At 56.9% G+C, this 16,087-nt stretch carries 16 protein-coding genes; 6 read left to right on the forward strand and 10 right to left on the reverse strand.

The features are described from left to right. The first annotated feature begins 34 nt into the window (after positions 1–34). The 3 genes from ABRP31_RS02500 to aroA are packed head-to-tail and all read left to right on the forward strand — an operon-like array spanning position 35 to position 3,305. Positions 35–1,033, forward strand: a complete 999-nt coding sequence (locus tag ABRP31_RS02500) for a response regulator (protein WP_349972410.1) — start codon at positions 35–37, stop codon at positions 1,031–1,033. Positions 1,034–1,036: 3 nt separating this feature from the next. Continuing rightward, positions 1,037–1,990, forward strand: coding sequence for a GGDEF domain-containing protein (locus tag ABRP31_RS02505; RefSeq protein WP_087266743.1), 954 nt, complete (start codon positions 1,037–1,039; stop codon positions 1,988–1,990). Between the two features lie 52 nt (positions 1,991–2,042). Continuing rightward, a complete protein-coding gene (gene aroA, locus ABRP31_RS02510) occupies positions 2,043–3,305 on the forward strand; it encodes a 3-phosphoshikimate 1-carboxyvinyltransferase (protein WP_349972411.1) in 1,263 nt (420 codons plus the stop codon). A 90-nt stretch (positions 3,306–3,395) separates the two neighbouring features. Here aroA and ABRP31_RS02515 read toward each other — a convergent pair whose 3' ends face one another. After that, positions 3,396–3,686, reverse strand: a complete 291-nt coding sequence (locus ABRP31_RS02515) for a hypothetical protein (protein ID WP_349972412.1) — start codon at positions 3,684–3,686, stop codon at positions 3,396–3,398. 22 nt (positions 3,687–3,708) lie between these two features. Between ABRP31_RS02515 and ABRP31_RS02520 the strand changes: the two genes are divergently transcribed. Next, positions 3,709–4,422 carry a cupin domain-containing protein gene (locus tag ABRP31_RS02520; RefSeq protein WP_349972413.1) on the forward strand — a complete coding sequence of 238 codons (714 nt, stop codon included), beginning with the start codon at positions 3,709–3,711 and terminating at the stop codon, positions 4,420–4,422. Between the two features lie 109 nt (positions 4,423–4,531). Here ABRP31_RS02520 and ABRP31_RS02525 read toward each other — a convergent pair whose 3' ends face one another. The 8 genes from ABRP31_RS02525 to ABRP31_RS02560 all read right to left on the reverse strand — a co-directional run bounded on the left by ABRP31_RS02525 (position 4,532) and on the right by ABRP31_RS02560 (position 12,801). Beyond that, complete coding sequence (locus ABRP31_RS02525) at positions 4,532–5,425, reverse strand: aldose 1-epimerase (RefSeq protein ID WP_349972414.1); 894 nt, start codon at positions 5,423–5,425, stop codon at positions 4,532–4,534. Between the two features lie 31 nt (positions 5,426–5,456). Continuing rightward, positions 5,457–6,371 (reverse strand): DMT family transporter, encoded by a 915-nt coding sequence (locus ABRP31_RS02530; RefSeq protein ID WP_087266732.1) that lies wholly within the window; start codon positions 6,369–6,371, stop codon positions 5,457–5,459. A 158-nt stretch (positions 6,372–6,529) separates the two neighbouring features. Next, positions 6,530–7,810: a TRAP transporter large permease gene (locus tag ABRP31_RS02535; RefSeq protein ID WP_087266729.1), complete on the reverse strand. Its 1,281-nt coding sequence runs from the start codon at positions 7,808–7,810 to the stop codon at positions 6,530–6,532. Further along, complete coding sequence (locus ABRP31_RS02540) at positions 7,811–8,338, reverse strand: TRAP transporter small permease (protein WP_087266726.1); 528 nt, start codon at positions 8,336–8,338, stop codon at positions 7,811–7,813. Between the two features lie 82 nt (positions 8,339–8,420). Continuing rightward, positions 8,421–9,431: a TRAP transporter substrate-binding protein gene (locus ABRP31_RS02545; protein WP_349972415.1), complete on the reverse strand. Its 1,011-nt coding sequence runs from the start codon at positions 9,429–9,431 to the stop codon at positions 8,421–8,423. Positions 9,432–9,486: 55 nt separating this feature from the next. After that, on the reverse strand, positions 9,487–10,374 hold the full coding sequence (locus tag ABRP31_RS02550; protein WP_349972417.1) for an SMP-30/gluconolactonase/LRE family protein: 888 nt from the start codon (positions 10,372–10,374) through the stop codon (positions 9,487–9,489). A 33-nt stretch (positions 10,375–10,407) separates the two neighbouring features. Further along, the gene (locus ABRP31_RS02555) at positions 10,408–11,235 is read right to left on the reverse strand and encodes an NAD(P)-dependent oxidoreductase (protein ID WP_087266716.1); all 828 of its coding nucleotides are present in this window, start codon (positions 11,233–11,235) and stop codon (positions 10,408–10,410) included. A gap of 312 nt (positions 11,236–11,547) precedes the next feature. After that, complete coding sequence (locus ABRP31_RS02560; protein ID WP_349972418.1) at positions 11,548–12,801, reverse strand: OprD family porin; 1,254 nt, start codon at positions 12,799–12,801, stop codon at positions 11,548–11,550. A 494-nt stretch (positions 12,802–13,295) separates the two neighbouring features. On the opposite strand from ABRP31_RS02560, the gene ABRP31_RS02565 reads away from it, so the two are divergent. Beyond that, positions 13,296–13,754, forward strand: coding sequence for a metallophosphoesterase family protein (locus ABRP31_RS02565; protein ID WP_349972419.1), 459 nt, complete (start codon positions 13,296–13,298; stop codon positions 13,752–13,754). A gap of 136 nt (positions 13,755–13,890) precedes the next feature. On the opposite strand, the gene ABRP31_RS02570 is transcribed toward ABRP31_RS02565, so the two are convergent. Next, a complete protein-coding gene (locus ABRP31_RS02570) occupies positions 13,891–14,682 on the reverse strand; it encodes a substrate-binding domain-containing protein (RefSeq protein ID WP_087266707.1) in 792 nt (263 codons plus the stop codon). A 313-nt stretch (positions 14,683–14,995) separates the two neighbouring features. On the opposite strand from ABRP31_RS02570, the gene ABRP31_RS02575 reads away from it, so the two are divergent. Next, a complete protein-coding gene (locus ABRP31_RS02575) occupies positions 14,996–16,087 on the forward strand; it encodes a glycosyltransferase family 2 protein (protein WP_349972420.1) in 1,092 nt (363 codons plus the stop codon).

A 16,087-nucleotide genomic window follows, 5' to 3' on the forward strand; every position in this document is an offset into this window, starting at 1 on the left:
GCGCCAGAACTCTTTTGCAGTGAGAAACAATGCAATGCCGATGATTCCCTTGGTGATTTGCGACGACTCAAACATGGCCCGCAAGCAATTGCTGAGGGCGTTACCTGCTGAGTGGGGCGTGTCGGTCACGCAGGCGACCAACGGGCTCGAAGGCCTGGATGCGGTGCGTCGCGGGCTGGGTGAGGTCATGTTGCTGGATTTGACCATGCCGGTCATGGATGGCTACGAGACGCTGGCGGCCATTCGCAAAGAGAATCTCGACGCCAGGATCATTGTTGTCTCCGGTGACGTTCAGGATGAGGCCGTGCGTCGGGTCATGGAGTTGGGTGCGCTGGCGTTTATCAAAAAGCCGGCTGATCCCGATGAACTGAAGGATACGCTGACCCGCTTGGGGTTGTTGGGTGAGCCTGCCGCAGTGCCGTCCATCGAGCCTGCGATGACTGGCGCGATTATCAGTTTTCAGGATGCGTTCCGCGAAACCATCAACGTTGCCATGGGCCGCGCCGCCGCATTGCTGGCCAAGGTATTGGGCGTGTTCGTGCAGTTGCCGGTGCCTACCGTCAACATGTTCGAAGTGGGTGAACTGCACATGGCGTTGGCGGACGCGCACAGCAGTGATCGGTTGACCGCCATCTGTCAGGGCTACATCGGCGGCGGTATCGCGGGCGAAGCGTTGTTGATCTTCCATGACTCTGACATTGCCGACATGGGCACGCTGATGCACCGCGACTCGTCGGACTACACCGACGAAGAAATGCTCCTGGACCTGTCCACGATCCTGATTGGTGCATGCCTGAGCGGCATCGCCGAGCAAATCGACGTGGAGTTCTCCCAAGGGCATCCGCAGATGTTGGGTTCGCAAGGCGGCATTGACGACCTGATCCGTATCAACCAGACCCGCTGGCAGAAAACCCTTGCTGTAGAGATCAGCTACAGCGTTGAGGGGCATAGCATCAACTTCGACTTGCTCATGCTGTTCACCGAAGACTCGGTAGATCGCCTGACGAAAAAACTTGCGTACTTGATGAGCTGACCCATGAGTAATCAGATCGATATCAAAGAGCTTCATTGGTTGCTGACGGTCACCCAGAACATCGACGTGGGTATCGTCGTGCTCGACCGCGACTATCGCGTACAGGTCTGGAACACGTTCATGGAGAACCGCTCCGGCGTGGTGCCGTATGACGCGGCCGGGCAGTCGATCTTCAAGTTGTTCCCTGAACTCAACCCGATGTGGTTCAGCAAGAAAGTCGACAACGTAATTACTCTGGGAACTCCAGCATTCACTATCTGGGAGCAGCGTCCTTACCTGGTGCGGTTCAAGAACTACCAGCCTATTACCGGGCGGGAAGACTTCATGTACCAGAACACCACCATGTTCCCGCTGCGCTCGACCACCAGCGAAATCACTCATATCTGTCTGGTGATCTACGACGTGACAGACGTCGCCACCAACCGGCATTTATTACAAACCGCCAACAACGAATTGCAGAAGCTTTCCAGTACCGATCGCCTCACGGGCCTGTACAACCGGGGTCATTGGGAAGAGCTGCTCAAACTCGAATACGCACGCCATAGCCGCTACGGCGCGGTGTCATCGCTGGTGATGTGCGATATCGATCACTTCAAGCACATTAACGATACGTTCGGGCATCAGGCGGGTGACAAGGTGATTCAGCGTGTCACCGAGGTTATGCGCAGCCATGTGCGTGATGCTGACATTGCCGGGCGTTACGGTGGCGAAGAGTTCGCCGTGCTTCTGCCTGCTACCACCAAAGCCGGTGCTTCGGTGTTCTGCGAGCGTCTGCGCAAAGCGGTGGAGGCCGAGACCGTGCAGCACGAGGGACAGGCGATCAAATGCACAATCAGCCTGGGCGTTGCCGACCTTTCCAAGCCGACCAGCGATTACAAGACGGTCATTGCATGGGCTGAGCAAGCGCTTTATCAGTCGAAGAAAAACGGTCGCAATCAGGTTTCGGTGGACGAATAAGCCGCCGATTGCTGGTAGGATCGACGTTTTTCCGGCGACGATCACGGACATCATGCGACCTCAATCCACACTCACCGTAACCCCTGTCGACCAGCCACTGATCGGGCGTGTGAGCCCGCCCGGCTCGAAATCCATCACTAATCGCGCGTTGCTGCTGGCTGGCCTGGCCAAAGGCACCAGCCGTTTGAGCGGCGCGCTCAAGAGTGACGACACGCGCGTGATGTCTGAAGCCTTGCGCCTGATGGGCGTGCAGGTGGATGAACCGGATGACAGCACATTTGTGGTCACCAGCACCGGCCAGTGGCTTGCGCCTCGGCAAGCGCTTTTTCTGGGTAACGCAGGCACCGCGACGCGTTTTCTGACGGCGGCGCTGGCCAACTTCCAGGGTGACTTTGTCGTTGATGGCGACGAGTACATGCGCAAGCGTCCGATCGGCCCTCTGGTCGATGCCTTGCAGCGCATGGGCGTCGAGGTCAGCTCGCCGACGGGCTGCCCTCCTGTCGCAATCAAAGGGCAGGGTGGTCTGGCGGCGGGTCGTATTGAAATCGACGGCAACCTCTCCAGCCAATACGTTTCGGCCCTGTTGATGGCCGGGGCCTGTGGCAAAGGCCCGATTGAAGTGGCGTTGACCGGCAGCGATATCGGCGCGCGTGGCTATGTCGATCTGACGCTGGCTGCGATGAAGGCGTTTGGTGCTGAAGTCGAAGCGCTCAGCGATACCGCCTGGAAAGTGTCGGCCACCGGGTACAAAGCGACGGACTTCCACATCGAGCCGGATGCCTCTGCAGCCACTTACTTGTGGGCGGCGCAGGCAATTACCGGCGGCGCTATTGATCTGGGCGTGGCAACTGAAGACTTCACTCAGCCTGACGCCTTGGCCAGCCAGTTGATCGAGCGTTTCCCGAACATGCCGTCAGTCATCGATGGTTCGCAAATGCAGGACGCGATCCCGACTCTGGCCGTGCTTGCCGCCTTCAACAATCAGCCAGTACGTTTTGTGGGCATCGCGAACCTGCGGGTCAAGGAATGTGACCGTATTTCCGCGTTGTCCCAGGGCCTGTGTGCCATTGCGCCGGGGCTGGCGGTGGAAGAAGGCGACGACTTGATCGTCCACGCCGATCCACAGTTGGCAGGTCGCACTGTGGATGCATTGATCGACACTCACGCTGACCACCGCATCGCGATGTCCTTTGCCCTCGCCGGGCTGAAAATCGCCGGTATCAGGATTCAGGATCCGGATTGCGTCGGCAAGACCTATCCCGGTTACTGGGATGCGCTGCAGTCGCTGGGCGTCAAGGTTCAGCGGCAGGATTGATCCTCAGGTTTGGAATGCATGTCCTGTAGGAGCTGCCGAAGGCTGCGAAGCTGTTGCCAGACAGACCGCAATCGCAGCCTTCGGCAGCTCCTACAAGTTCGGCGTCTGCCTGTCGTCGAAGGAATCTGTCGCGTAATCTCCTGCTAACAGCACGCTACGCCGTTGCCACGGCGCTTTCAGCCAATGCTGCTTTTGCCGCTCTGGCATCATGAACAACCCCTTAATGTTCAGCATGTCGTCGCTTCCTAAAGCTGATCCCGCAAAGGTGAGCAGTGGAAGGCACTGTTTGCCGAACAGGCTCCGGATATCGATTAGTGTGTCTATCCGGAGCGCCGCAGGCCACTGCAGGGTGTTGTACCGTTTGCCCTTGTCACAGGCCATTGGCTAATCCGGAGAATGTTTAATGTCACAGCTAAAAGCTTTGCTGTTGGTCCGTGCTGACGGCAGCCAAACGGGGACCTTTTTAACGTGCGGTTCCTTGAGCGTCGGTGATCCATTTGCGGATGTGCGTGAAATCGCCTGCGCAGGCGCTGACGGTGTCAGTGCTGGTGTGATCAACTCCAGCGGCGCTTGGAGCTGCGAGGCCTACCCATTCACTGAAATGCTCGTGGTTCATCGTGGTCACGTCAGCTTGCGCGCTAATGGTAAAACGCTCGAAATCGGCCCCGGCGAAAGCGTGGTTATCGGACAGGGAAGTGCCTGTCGGATAGATGCAGCAGAGGGCAGCCTTTGGGCTTTTTGCGCCGTCATTAGCTCCGCGCCATCGACGCAGCCAGCGCTGACCTGGATCGACAGGCAAGTCGCGCTTGAACCGGCAGCAGCCCCCGAGGCGAGCATTCTGATTGGCCCGACGCCTCAGTGCCGTTCACACACTACCTACGAAGACCCGAACAGTTCACTGCGCATCGGCGTCTGGGATTCGACGCCTTATGCCCGTGGCGGCCGACCTCACAAAGTGCATGAGTTGATGCATTTGATCGAAGGGCAGGTGACGCTTACCGACGCAGACGGAACGGCGCTGACCGTCAACACCGGAGAGACTGTATTCGTTCCGCAAGGCGCGAGCTGTGCGTGGCAGAGCGATGTGTATGTGCGTAAGTACTACGTGGTGGTTTGATTGGATTTGAATGCACCGCATCCCCTGTAGGAGCGCACGAGCACCGCGAGGCCGCGATAGCGGCGTGTCAGGCAGACCGATATCGCGGCCTCGCGGTGCTCGTGCGCTTCTACAGGGATCTGTGTTTGATCCCTTGAATCGCCCGGTAACTCAAACTGAACCCCAGCTCAGCCGCCTCTCCCTGTTGCAACAACCGCAACCCTGGATGCTCCGGCAGATGGTGGGCATTTACCGGATGGCTGACGGGCTCAAAGCAGAAAAAATCCAGTCCGGGCGGGCAGAACACCAGAAAGAATTCACTACCGGTGGCCCGGCATTCAAGCTCATAACCCAGGTCCGGCTGGCTGATCAGGCCATTGCCATCCCATTCGGTAAAGCCGTTATCGAGTCGGGCCTTTGGCAGGCTGTTCAGCGAATTGAAGTCCCATTCGGCTGGTAGATTTTCAAGTTGCGTGGGCAGCCCGTCTTCATCGGTCAGCCAGACCTGCGAAGCTTTGGCCTGTAACCGGGTATTGGCCGTACGCGGCAGGTAAGGATGCAGACCCAACCCGTGCCAGGCGGCGCGCGGGTCCAGATGAGTCACCTTTAAAGTGATGCTCAGCGTGCCGTCCTGCAAGCTGAAACGTAACTGCGCGCGATAAGCGAAGGGGATGCTGCTTTCCAGTTGCAGGCAGGCATGCTGCGGGCTTTGCTCGATTACCTCCCATGGCTGTTGCCAGGCGCTGCCATGAATTGGTAAAGCATCGTTGGCGCTGTTGGGCTCAAGCGCGAACCAGCCATCAGGGCTTTCAAAGCCCCCGTCGCTGATTCGGTTTGACCAGGGCGCCAGCGGATAGCAGGCCAGTTTGCGTGCAGTTCCGGCGCTCAGGGCTTCGTCGTTGCTGGGGCGCAGCAGCGGCTGACCGCTGGCGATCACACTCCAGTTAACGATGCTGCCGCCGGTTTGCGGGGCGAGCGTCAGTCGGGTGATGCCATCTTCGAGCGTCAGGATTGCCGGGTGCATGATGATCCGCCGTATGAGTACAGGTTAGGGCTCAAGCCGTTTTGCGACGCCAGGTCAGCAGCACAATGCCGGTGACCACAATCAGGCCGCCAATGATCTGGCCGCCGCTGAGCAATTGATCAAGAATCAACCAGCCAAACAACAGACTCGCCACCGGTTCGATGTTCATCACCGGTGCGTTGCGGGCCATGTCCAGACGGTTTACGCAAATGAACAGCAGGGAAAAACCCACGCCGTAAAGCGTGACCAGACAGGCCAGGGCGGTCCAGCCGGTGGCGCTGGAGGGCAATGACACGCCGCCCGGCAGCACGCCGCTGAAACCCGCCAACGCAGCGGCGCTGAATACAATCAACATGGTCAGCATGCTGCGCACGGTGCCGCGCAGCGACGAGAGTTTATGGTCGGTGATCCACAGCGCGCAGGCGAAAACACCCGCCGCGCCGAAGCCAAAAGCGATGCCTTCGAGCCATTGAGCTTCGGTGCTGTGTTGGCTCGACAGGCGCTCTGGTACGTCCAGCGCAAAGACCAGACCGATCAGAATAAAACCCATCAGCAGGGCGGCACGAGCGGTCGGCCTGGCGCCGCCTAACGCCCAGGTGAGCAAGGCCAGCAGGATGGGAGCAACGTTGGCGATCAGCAATGCCAGCGCTACCGGAATTCGGGCAACAGCCGAGTAGATGCAGAAACTTTGTGCCGCGATCAGCAAGCCCAGCAGCAATTGCCAGCGCCAGGTTCTGGCGGTCAGGTTCGGACGTTCGCGCTGCCAGAGCACCAGGCCCGTCAGGACCAGCAAAGTTACGCCCGAGCGACAGAGAATCGCCAGCAGCAAGCCGGTGTCATGGTCGAAGGCGATACGCGCGGCAATGTGGTTGCCTGCGAAAGCACAGGCGAGAAGGGCGAGGAGCAATACAGCGATGTGGCGTGGAAACAAAGCAGGAGCAGACATGAGCAACCAGCCTCCTTGGCTGGACAACAAAGGCAGGCGCAGATGATCTGTAGGAGTGAGCTTGCTCGCGATGGCGTCAGATCTTTCAAAGATTTTTGAATGACATATCAAATCGCGAGCGAGCTCACTCCTACAGTTTTTGCTGCTATCTCGAGGCCTTACAACACCACACTCGGCAACCACAGGGAGATTGCAGGGATATAGGTCACCAGCATCAGCACCAGGAACAGTGCCAGGTAAAACGGCAGCAGGGCTTTCACAGTGGCTTCGATGGTGACTTTACCCACCGCAGCACCGACGAACAGCACGGCGCCAACCGGCGGTGTGATGAGCCCGATACCCAGGTTCACCAGCATGATCATGCCGAAGTGCACAGGGTCCACGCCCACGCCCACGATCACGGGCAACAGGATTGGGGTCAGGATCAGGATCAGCGGCGCCATGTCCATCACGGTACCCAGCAGCAGCAACATGACGTTGATGCACATCAGGATTACGTAACGGTTATCCGACAGCGTCAGGAACGCTGTGGTGATCTTCATCGGGATTTCCATCAGCGTCAGGATGTAACCGAAGCTGGCGGCGAAACCGATCAGAATCATCACGATGGAAATGGTACGCGCCGCCCGGTGCATCAGTTTGGGCAGGTCGCGCCATTTGTAGTCGCGGTAGATGAACATGGTGACGAAGAATGACCAGACCACAGCAATGGCTGCCGACTCGGTCGCCGTGAAAATACCCGACAGGATACCGCCGAGGATGATGACCATGGCCATCAGACCCCAGAGCGCTTCACCGGCGATTTTGATCGCCTGACGCAGCGGGATCACTTCACCTTTCGGGTAGTTGCGCTTGCGGGCGAAGATCATGCACAGGCCCATCATCACAGCGCTGAGCAACAGGCCCGGCCCGATACCGGCCATGAACAGCGACGCAATGGAGACCGTGCCACCAGCCGCCAGCGAGTACAGCACCGAGTTGTGGCTCGGCGGTGTCAGCAAGGCTTGAACCGAGCCGCTGACCGTGACCGCCGTGGAGTAGTCACGTGGATAGCCAGCGCGCTCCATTTCCGGAATCAGTACCGAACCTACCGAGGCGGTGTCCGCTACCGAGGAGCCGGAGATGGCGCCGAAGAACGTCGAAGCAACGATGTTCACCAGAGACAGACCGCCGCGTACGAAACCGACCAGTACCGCAGCAAACGCCACCAGCCTTCGTGACATGCCGCCTTCGGCCATGATCGCGCCCGCGAGGACGAAGAACGGGATCGCCAACAGCGAGAATTTGTTCACGCCGCCTGCGATCTGGATCATCAGCGCGTCCGCTGGAATATCAATCCACCATGCACCAATCAGCGCGGAAAGACCCAGCGCGTAAGCGACCGGCATGCCGATCAGGATCAGTGCGATAAAGCTGCCTAACAGTATTAGAGCGTCCATTTATGCGGCACCTTCACTTTCTTCAATCACGTCGAACCGCATGACAGCCCGGTGGCTTTGGTCGCCCAGAAAAAGTCTTTCAAGGACGAAAATCAGGGTCACGATGCCGCCAATCGGAATGGGCAGATACGAGATACCAACACGCAGGAACGGCAGCTCCCCGATGTATTGATTCCAGGTCGTGCCGCACAGCTTGAAACCTTTGATAATCATGAACAGCGCGACGATAGCCATCAGCACTTGCACAACTACGGCGGCAATTTTGCGCACCTGAGCAGGCATACGATCGACGGCCATGGAGACGGCCATGTGCGCACCGGCACGGTAGCTGGCTGCTGCACCGAAGAAGGTGAATACCACCATCAACAGAATGGCGGTGGGTTCAGGCCAGCTAGATCCGCTGCCCAGTACGTAACGGGCAAAAATGCCCCACGGAATGATCAGCGTCATGATCAGAATCGACATACCGGCGATTCCGATGCAGACCCGATAAAGAACATCGTTGAGACTTAGCAGCGTATTTTTCATGGAGGCTCACCACTGCGGCGGCGAACGAGCTTGCGCTCGCCCCCGCGGCGTTATCGGACTGGCTTATAGGGCTGCTTGGTTGTTACTTGGCTGCGGCCAGGGACGGATCGGTTTGCACGGCCTCGATGCGGCTGATCAAGTCTTTGTATGGCGCACCGAACTTGTCGCGAACCGGCTGGGTGGCGTCATAGAAAGCTTTCTTCTGCTCAGGCGTCAGCGTGATGAATTCCACGCCAGCGGCCTTGAGTTTGGTTTCCGCATCTGCAGAAGACTTGTCCCACAGCACGCGCTCTTCGGCCTGTGCTTCACGGGCCAGCTTTTTCACCAGCGCCTGTTGTTCAGGCTTGAGCTTGTTCCAGGTGTCCTTGGCCATCACGATTGGCTCAGGCAGGATCAAGTGCTCGGTCATGGTGAAGAACTTGGCGTTCTGATAGTGGTTGTGCTGGAAGTAGGTCGGCGGGTTGTTCTCTGCGCCATCGATTACGCCAGTCTGCAAGGCGCTGAAGATCTCGCCGGTTGCCATGGCGATACCGTTACCGCCCATATCATTGATGGTATCGATGAACACCGGGTTGCCTTGAACACGGATCTTCATACCCTTGAGGTCGGAGAGCTGGCGTACCGGCTTCTTGGTGTACAGGTTGCGAGTGCCGCCATCCATCCAGGCCAGCGCGACCATGTTGAAGTTGGAGTTGGTGATCTTGTCGAGAATTTCCTGACCGATTTCGCCGTCGATAATCGTGCGCATGTGCGCCTGATCGCGGAATACGAAAGGCAGGTTGAAGACGTTCACGTCAGGCACTACAGGGCCAACGATGCCCAGGCTGACGCGGGTCATCTGAATGGCGTTGCTCTGTACCTGCTCAACCACTTCTTTCTCGGAACCCAGCACGCCACCGGCGTACATCTTAAAGCTGATCTCGCCTTTGGACTGCTCTTCGAGCTTTTTGCCCATGTTCTGTTCGGCCACTACCGGGGCATAACCGGCGGGGTGAACTTCAGCGAATTTGATTTTGACTTCAGCCTGGGCCAGGCCCGACATGCAGAAAGCCAGCGGAAGTGCTGCGATGAGAAGCTTGCGTTTGAAATCCATGGATAACTCCAGTTTTGTTGTTTTTGTGGTGCTGGTGGATTTTGTGTGTGATTCGTTAGCCCTTGAAGCCAGGCTCCTCCAAGCCTTTGACTCCGGGTCTCAGGGCAAAGACGCCCCCGGCCAGGGGTTGGTCGCTGATATCGCCCCCCGGGCGAATCGAGGTCACGAACAGCGTGTCCAGATTCGATCCGCCGAAGGCGCACATGGTGGGTTTCTTCACAGGGACATTGAGTGACTGATCGAGCTTTCCGGCTGGCGTGAAACGGTGGATCAGCCCGGCATCGTTGCCGCAGATCCAGTAACAGCCTTCGGCATCGACAGCCGCGCCATCGGGGCGACCCAGATAGTGGTTCATGTCCACGAACAGACGGCGGTTGTGCGGCGTACCGCTGTCAGTGTCGTAATCGAACGCCCAGATTTTTTGCACGCTGGGGTGCGAGTCGGACAAGTACAGGGTCTTGCCGTCCGGGCTGAACGCCAGACCGTTAGGCACGATGAAGTCACTGAGTTGTGCGGTGAGCGCTCCGCTTTGCCCGGCGCTGTAACGATACATCGCGCCAACGGAGGCGCCTGCGGCCATGTCCATCAACATGGTGCCGGCCCAGAAGCGTCCCTGACGGTCGCAGCGTCCATCATTGAAACGCATTCCCGGCAGGGGATGCTCAACGCTTGCCAGTGCAGTGCTGCCCAGCGTGCCGTCATCACGCTCGGTCAGACGGAACAGGCCATTTTCCATACCGGCAATCCAGTCGCCGTTATCGTAACGGGCAATGCAGGCGAGCATTTGCGGCGCTTTCCAGCTTTGGGTGCTGTCATTGACTGAGTCCCAGCGGTGAAGCTTCCCCGCCGGGATATCAACCCAATAAAGAGCTTTTTCCCTGGCGCTCCACACCGGGCTTTCACCCGTAGCGTTCTGTGCGTCGAGAATCAATTCAGCATCCATGTTGCTCGGCTCCCTTATTGTTTTTATCGGTACTCAGTTGTCGCCAAAAGGACCTGATGCGACGAAAGCGCCGCCTTGATAAACCATTGCCGGGTCGTCGGCGGCCGGCATCGGTTGCGCTTCGACCTTGTCGCGAAACTGCTCAGAGCTGTCCTTGGGATGATAGCCAAGGTGCGCTGCGTAACGGTTGTCCCACCAGACATCACGGTTGGCCGAAGCGCCGTAGACAATCGTGTGGCCGACATTCGGCGTATACAGCGAGCGTTCGATGAGCTGCGTCAGGTCGTCGAAGCTTAGCCAGGTACTCATCATTCGACGGTTTTGTGGTTCCGGGAACGATGAGCCGATGCGGATGCTCACGGTTTCAATGCCGTAGCGATCGAAGTAAAAGCTGGCCATGTCTTCGCCGTAGGATTTGGACAGGCCGTAGTAGCTGTCCGGGCGGCGAGGGGAGAGCGCGTCGATGGTTTCATCCTGTTTGTAGAAACCGATGACGTGGTTGGAGCTGGCGAAAATGATGCGCTTCACGCCATGGCGGCGAGCAGCTTCATAAATGTGGAACACGCCACTGATATTCGCGCCGAGGATTTCTTCGAACGGGCGTTCTACCGAGACGCCACCGAAATGCAGGATCGCGTCTACGCCTTCAACCAGTTGGTGAACGGCTTGTTTATCGGAGAGATCGCAGGTTTGCACTTCTTCGCTGGCATCTACAGGCGGTGCCATTTCGCTGATGTCGGAAAGCCGCAGGACCTTCGCATAAGGCCGCAGACTTTGTCGTAGAACCTTGCCCAAACCGCCTGCCGCGCCCGTGAGTAGCAGGCGGTTGAAGGGATTTTGGGCGGTGTGAGTCGTTGTCATGAGAGTCCCTTACAGTTTTTATAATTGTCATCTGTCGTCGTATGACTTGCCGCGATTATTTGCAGTCGCCGGTGGCTTTGTCAACGCGACTTAGGTCGAAATGATGGCTGGTTGTCACTGGATCGTCAGGAACCGCCCCGGCGTCCATGACATCACGCGGCCTCTCAGCAAACAACTGCAACCTTCCATATTGAACCCTACCCTGTAGGAGCTCACCGAGGTTACGAGGCCAGCGATAGCGGAGTGTCAGGCAAATCGCTATCGCTGGCCTCGTAACCTCGGTGAGCTCCTACAGGAGGTAGCGTTTTTTACTTAAAGCAACGAAAGCGGATAGCTGATGAAGATCCGGTTTTCGTCGAACTCGTTGGTGCTGAAATCGCGACGAATGGAAGAGTTGCGCCACCGGAAGTTCAAGCTCTTGAACGTGCCGCTTTGTACGGTATACGCCAGCTCCGATTCGCGGCCCCACTCTTTACCATCAGTGATAGCACCGGTGTGCACGTTGTCACCGCTGATGTAGCGGTTCATCAGGGTCATGCCCGGTACGCCGAAGATGGCGAAGTCCAGGTCGTGACGCAGCTGCCAGGATTTTTCCTTGGCGTTGTCGTAGCTGGCGTTGTAGCTATCGTTTGCCAGCGTGCCGCCACTGGTGCCGTTGACCCGGAACCAGCCGTCATCACCACTGACTTTCTGCAAGCCCACGTACAAGGTGTTGCCCTTGTATTTGGCCGACAGCAGGGCGTACGCGGTTTTGTTATCCAGGTCGCCAGCCAGTTGGTTGCCGTCTTCTTTACCCCAGAAGTAACCCAGGTTGGCGCCGAGCGTCACGTCGCCAACGGGCTGGCTATGGATGACGTTGACGAACTTCTGGTTGTAGATGTCTTCAAGTTGGGCGTACCACAGGCCGACCTGTGTGCGCTTTTCATTGAAAGCGTATTCGCCGCCACCAAAGTTGAAACGGTCAGACAGGAAAGCGCCCCGGCCGTTGAGCGACATGTCTTCCATGCTTGCATCGTTACGCGGGCTGTTGCCCCTGAACTGACCGCCATACAAGGTCAGGCCATCGATTTCCTTGGAGGTGATCTGTCCGCCCTGGAAGGTCTGCGGCAGCGAGCGACCGTCGTCCGAGCGCAGGATCGGCAGAACCGGCATCCACTCGCCGACTTTCAATTCAGTTTTGGAAACCTTGGCTTTGGCCGCGACACCCAGGCGTCCAAAGTCATCGGCCGGGCGGCCATCCTGGTGGATAGGTAGCAGCTGAGTACCGCCTGTGCCCTTGCCGCCATCGAGTTTTACCGAGTACATGCCCAGCACATCGACCCCAAAGCCAACTACGCCTTGAGTGAAGCCGGACTTGGCATCAAGAATAAAGTTTTGCGTCCACTCTTCCGCCTTGCCCTGTGCGTTCGCCGGGTTGACGAAGTTACGATTGAAGTAGGCATTACGAAAAGTCAGGGTCGCTTTGGTGTCGTCTACAAAGCCTTCGGCCATGCCCGTTAGCGGGAACGTCAGGCCCATAGTGCTCAGCCCGATAAGCGCCAGCGAACGTTTGTTTTGAGATCTCATTATTGTTGTGCTCCCATTTTTTTGACAAAGCACTCCTCCTGCGACCCTTGAACGGCCTGTAGTGTGGAGGAATGCAAGGCGCCCCCATGCCGGGGCTTAAGACCCGAACCGCCAATGCGGACGAGCCTTTACTTCGAAACGGAATAACCGTCAGCGAATTCGAAAAGAGAGTGTATTTATCCCGGGCTTGATCGGGAGCGCGAATACAAGCTTTTACAGGACACTCGGTGTACTGGCTGCTTAGAGCGCGGGCATTGCGGGGTGCGAACGAGGTTCGTCATACGTGTGCTTCCCTGATTATTGTTATTGTTGTTATCCGTTGTCGTACAACTTTTCGCGATATTTGCAGTCCGTCATGGGTTTGTCAATAAGCCTTTCGGACGTGCGTCAAGAATGGCAGAACAGCCCCAAGGCCCTGTATTTCGGTAGATGTGCCATGAGGCTGATTAACGATATGCTCAGACCTCCATGATTAAGAAACCCGAGCAGCCATTATGAAAATCGGCCTGATTTCCGACACCCACGGCCTGTTACGCCCGCAAGCTCTGGAAGCATTTGAGGGCTGTGAGCAACTGATTCATGCCGGTGACATTGGCAAGGCATCGATTCTGGACGCTTTACGAGCCATCGCGCCGTTGACCGTCGTGCGTGGCAACAACGATCAGGATGATGCATGGGCTAGCGATGTTCCGTATTCGGCGGTGCTGCGCGTGGCAGGCATCGGGATTTACGTCACCCACATCCCGGCAGATGTTCCACACCCATTGCCTGACGACATCCAGATTGTTGTCGTCGGGCACTCCCACAAGCCGCTGATCGAACACCGAGCCGGGGTGTTGTTCATTAACCCGGGCAGCGCCGGACCTCGGCGTTTCAAATTGCCGATTTCGGTTGCTGTGCTGCACATCGACGAACAAGGCTTCAGGGCCGAGTTGATTGAGCTGGCGGTGTGAAGCGGACCTCTAAGCCGTTTGCTGGAACGTATCTTGTAGGAGCTGCCGAAGGCTGCGATGTGTTTTTCCTGACCCGCCGCCTCGCAGTCTTCCGCAGCTCCTACAGCATCAAGTTGGCTCAGATAATCATGAGCAGCTACTTTGTCACCGGATCCAGCCCGCTTTTTTTGATTGCGTCGGCTGCGGCTAGCGAACTCAAGTACTCCAACAGCTGTTTAGCCTGTTCCGGATGATTGCTACGCGATGAAATGGCCCCCGAATACAAGGTCATTTGCTGCGCCTGATCCGGAATCAAGCCAACGATATCTATTCCTTCAACCTGCTTGAGTTCACTCAACTGCTGGAAGCCAAGCTGCGCCTCTCCACGAGCGACCACTTCACCTACAGGCGTGGCGGGGATCATCCGGCTCTTGGTCTGCATCAGCTCGCCGATGTGCATCTGATTGAACAGCACGCGGGACAAGTAGACACCGCTTGCACTGTCCGAATAGGCGATAGACGTGGCATCAATCAACGTCTTTTTGAATGCTTCCATGGTGCTGATATCAGGCTTGGGCGCCCCGTGACGGACAGCCATGGCGATGTAGGACTTACCCAGGTCGACACGACTCTTGGGGTCGATCTGGCCGTTCTTCATCAGCTTATCCAGCGCAGAGCCGACCATCAGTACAACATCGGCAGGTTCATTGCGGGCCAGACGGTTAGGGATGGCTTGCGGCGTAGCGCCCATAGACGGAGCAGCCTCCGCCACCAGGCGCACACCTGTGCGTTGCTCATAATCGCTGCTGATAGCGTTGAACGCGCCCATGATGCCGCCGGAACTGAGGACGATCAGAGAAACAGGCTTGGCCGCCGTCGCAGCGCTGACCAGCGCCACGGGAGAAAGGGAAAGGACAGCGCCAAGCAGGCAGGAAAGAATTTTTTGCATGTGAAGATAGACCTTGCAGAGTAAGACCCGACGATTATGTGGCAAAGCCGACAACATTGCGCGGTTATCGAGAGAGGACTCTCGAACCGTAGACGGCTTTAATATCCGTAGAAGTTAAGTAAGTGATACGGTTTGTGTTTCAAATATGTAACACCTGTGAGTATCTAAGTTTCTAGCGTTTATTGTTTTTACTCATGGCTTCAAAGACTTGGGGAGTAAATGACCATTCATCGCCCCGTCAGACTTAATTCTCTTTTGACTGCCACACTGGTTTACACAACCAAGCACTATCCTTTGCCAAGGTAATCCGACAATGATCAACGATCATTTGCCTGGAACCTCGTGCAGTATTCATGGCAGTTCGCGTGTAGATGAAAGATCTGAGTGTTCCTTGAACAAAACAGGCACGTCTGACAATTGCGGGGCGGTAGCGATGGCGTCAATAACCCATCGCAATCATACCGATACTGATCTGCCGTTTATTAGTGTTTCAGTTCTGATACTGATGTGTACCTATAACGGGCAGGCGTTTCTGGAGAAACAGTTACAATCGATCAAGGATCAAACCTGTCATCACTGGCACGTCGCTGTTTCAGATGATGGCTCGGAGGACGCGACCGTCAACATTATCAACAGATACCGGTACCTGTGGGGTGAAGATAAAGTCAGCCTCTGGCGCGGGCCTGAACGAGGCTTTGCGCGAAACTTTATTTCAACCGTCTGTAATAAAAACCTGTCGGCAAGTTACTACGCCTGGTGTGATCAGGATGATGTGTGGGATGTGCACAAGTTACAAGCTGCTCTGACGTGGTTGAACAGCGTCCCGCAGGATGTGCCCGCATTGTATTTTGGCCGCACAGAGTTAGTTGATCAGCGCGGTGAAGCATTGGGTTATTCACCGCTGTTTCGGCGTCCGCCTTCGTTTGCCAACGCACTGGTTCAGAACATCGGTGGCGGCAATACCATGGTCTTGAATCATGCCGCGCGCCTGCTCCTTGAAGAAGCCGGACAAAATCTGGACATTGTCTCCCACGATTGGTGGGCGTACTTGTTGATCACGGGAGTGGGTGGCAACGTTTTTTACGATGCCACGCCGTACGTTCATTACCGGCAGCACGGCGCCAATCTGGTCGGCTCGAATTCCGGCTGGTCAGCCCGATTGGTTCGGATACGCATGTTGTTTCAAGGCCGCTTCCGACACTGGAACGCCGCCAATATCGCAGGTCTGGAAACGATCCAGCACAGCCTTACAGACGAAAATCGTCTCATCCTGGAAAAATTCAAAGCGCTGCGTGGTCAGCATTTCCTCGGTCGGCTACTTGGCCTGCGCCGCTCCGGAGTTTATCGCCAGACGTTACTCGGTAATCTCGGCTTGTTGTTTGCCAGCGTTATTAACGAAATCTGA

Origin of the sequence: Pseudomonas caspiana, assembly GCF_040224095.2 — a bacterium.
GTDB lineage: Bacteria > Pseudomonadota > Gammaproteobacteria > Pseudomonadales > Pseudomonadaceae > Aquipseudomonas > Aquipseudomonas caspiana.

What these genes read in the sequence shown, in the direction of transcription:
- ABRP31_RS02530 (WP_087266732.1), bottom strand. Translation starts at nt 6,371, where the DNA reads ATGTCTGCTCCTGCTTTGTTTCCACGCCACATCGCTGTATTGCTCCTC.
- ABRP31_RS02560 (WP_349972418.1), bottom strand. Translation starts at nt 12,801, where the DNA reads ATGAGATCTCAAAACAAACGTTCGCTGGCGCTTATCGGGCTGAGCACT.
- ABRP31_RS02525 (WP_349972414.1), bottom strand. Translation starts at nt 5,425, where the DNA reads ATGCACCCGGCAATCCTGACGCTCGAAGATGGCATCACCCGACTGACG.
- ABRP31_RS02500 (WP_349972410.1), top strand. Translation starts at nt 35, where the DNA reads ATGCCGATGATTCCCTTGGTGATTTGCGACGACTCAAACATGGCCCGC.
- ABRP31_RS02520 (WP_349972413.1), top strand. Translation starts at nt 3,709, where the DNA reads ATGTCACAGCTAAAAGCTTTGCTGTTGGTCCGTGCTGACGGCAGCCAA.
- ABRP31_RS02535 (WP_087266729.1), bottom strand. Translation starts at nt 7,810, where the DNA reads ATGGACGCTCTAATACTGTTAGGCAGCTTTATCGCACTGATCCTGATC.
- ABRP31_RS02505 (WP_087266743.1), top strand. Translation starts at nt 1,037, where the DNA reads ATGAGTAATCAGATCGATATCAAAGAGCTTCATTGGTTGCTGACGGTC.
- ABRP31_RS02565 (WP_349972419.1), top strand. Translation starts at nt 13,296, where the DNA reads ATGAAAATCGGCCTGATTTCCGACACCCACGGCCTGTTACGCCCGCAA.
- ABRP31_RS02550 (WP_349972417.1), bottom strand. Translation starts at nt 10,374, where the DNA reads ATGGATGCTGAATTGATTCTCGACGCACAGAACGCTACGGGTGAAAGC.
- ABRP31_RS02540 (WP_087266726.1), bottom strand. Translation starts at nt 8,338, where the DNA reads ATGAAAAATACGCTGCTAAGTCTCAACGATGTTCTTTATCGGGTCTGC.
- ABRP31_RS02515 (WP_349972412.1), bottom strand. Translation starts at nt 3,686, where the DNA reads ATGGCCTGTGACAAGGGCAAACGGTACAACACCCTGCAGTGGCCTGCG.
- ABRP31_RS02575 (WP_349972420.1), top strand. Translation starts at nt 14,996, where the DNA reads ATGATCAACGATCATTTGCCTGGAACCTCGTGCAGTATTCATGGCAGT.
- ABRP31_RS02545 (WP_349972415.1), bottom strand. Translation starts at nt 9,431, where the DNA reads ATGGATTTCAAACGCAAGCTTCTCATCGCAGCACTTCCGCTGGCTTTC.
- ABRP31_RS02555 (WP_087266716.1), bottom strand. Translation starts at nt 11,235, where the DNA reads ATGACAACGACTCACACCGCCCAAAATCCCTTCAACCGCCTGCTACTC.
- ABRP31_RS02570 (WP_087266707.1), bottom strand. Translation starts at nt 14,682, where the DNA reads ATGCAAAAAATTCTTTCCTGCCTGCTTGGCGCTGTCCTTTCCCTTTCT.
- aroA (WP_349972411.1), top strand. Translation starts at nt 2,043, where the DNA reads ATGCGACCTCAATCCACACTCACCGTAACCCCTGTCGACCAGCCACTG.